Source organism: Streptomyces europaeiscabiei (assembly GCF_001550375.1).
Classification (GTDB): Bacteria; Actinomycetota; Actinomycetes; order Streptomycetales; family Streptomycetaceae; genus Streptomyces; species Streptomyces europaeiscabiei.
This window is the reverse complement of sequence record NZ_LRTR01000579.1, coordinates 1-1,330: the sequence shown is the minus strand read 5'-3', so window position 1 is coordinate 1,330 and position 1,330 is coordinate 1. Positions and strand designations below refer to the sequence as shown.

Genomic DNA, 1,330 nt, shown 5'->3' with positions numbered 1-1,330 from the left:
GGCCGCGCAGCGCCGAGTCGCCGGCCGCTACGGCACCACCCGCGGCGGTACGGCGCACGATGCCACCCAGACGCCGCAGCACCGCCGGCAGGTCACCGGCGGCGGCACGGGCCTTCAGCTGCCGGAAGTCCCACTGCACCGGCACGGTCGCGGCCTCGGTCGAAACGAGGGCCGCGTCGAACAGCGCCAGGCCGTCCTGTGCGGGCAGCAGCACCAGACCCGTCCGGGCGATCCGGGCGAGATCGCTGTCGCCGACGTCCCGCATCATCGTGCTGCTGTCCCGAAGATCCCACGGGCCCCAGGCCAGCGAGTGGCCGGGCAGCCCCGACTCCGCGCGGTGCTGGGCGAGGGCGTCCAGGAAGACGTTGGCCGCCGCGTAGTTGGCCTGGCCCGCGGAGCCCACGGTGCCCGCCATCGAGGAGAACAGCACGAAGGCCGCGAGGTCCGCGTCCCGGGTCAGCTCGTGCAGGTTCCACGCGGCGTCCACCTTCGGCCGCAGCACCCGGGCGACCCGCTCGGGGGTGAGGGCGTCCAGCACACAGTCGTCGAGCACACCGGCCGAGTGCACCACCCCAGTCAGCGGGTGCGCCGGGTCGACCCCGGCGAGCAGCGCCGCCAGGCTGTCCCGGTCGGCCGTGTCGCAGGCCACCAGGTTCACCTCGGCGCCGAGCGCGGCCAGTTCGGCGAGCAGCTCCGGCGCACCGGCCGCGTCCGTGCCGCTGCGGCTGGTCAGGAGAAGGTGCCTGACACCGTGCCGGGTCACCAGGTGACGGGCCACCAGGGCGCCGATCGCCCCGGTGGCGCCGGTGAGCAGCACCGTGCCGTCGGGGTCGAGCGCGCGGGGCACGGTCAGCACGATCTTGCCGATCTGCTGCGCCTGCGCCAGCAGCCGGAACGCCTCGGGTGCCTGGAGCATGCTCAGTGCGCGCACCGGCAGCTGCTCCAGCCCGCCGTCCACCAGCAGCCCCACCACCTCGGCGAGCATCTCGCCGAGCCGCTGCGGGCCCGCCTCGATCAGGTCGAACGCCCGGTAGGAGACACCGGGCCGGTCCCGCGCCACCTCGTCGGCCGAACGGATGTCGGTCTTGCCCATCTCGACGAACCGGCCGCCGCGCGGCAGCAGCCGCAGCGACGCGTCCACGAAGTCACCGGCCAGCGAGTCCAGGACGACATCCATGCCCTCGCCGTCCGTGGCGCGCAGGAACTCTCCTTCGAAGTCCAGATCCCGCGAGGACGCCAGGTGCGCGCCGTCGAAGCCCGCGGCGCGCAGCGCGGCGTGCTTGCCGGGCGACGCGGTGCCGTAGACCTCGGCGCCCAGGTGCCGCGCGAT

Annotated in this window: 1 protein-coding gene; it reads right to left on the bottom strand. The window is 74.7% G+C overall.

Annotated elements, in window-relative coordinates:
• A partial coding sequence (locus AWZ10_RS27775) for an SDR family NAD(P)-dependent oxidoreductase (protein WP_159058363.1) occupies nt 1–1,330 on the bottom strand: 1,330 nt, incomplete at both ends.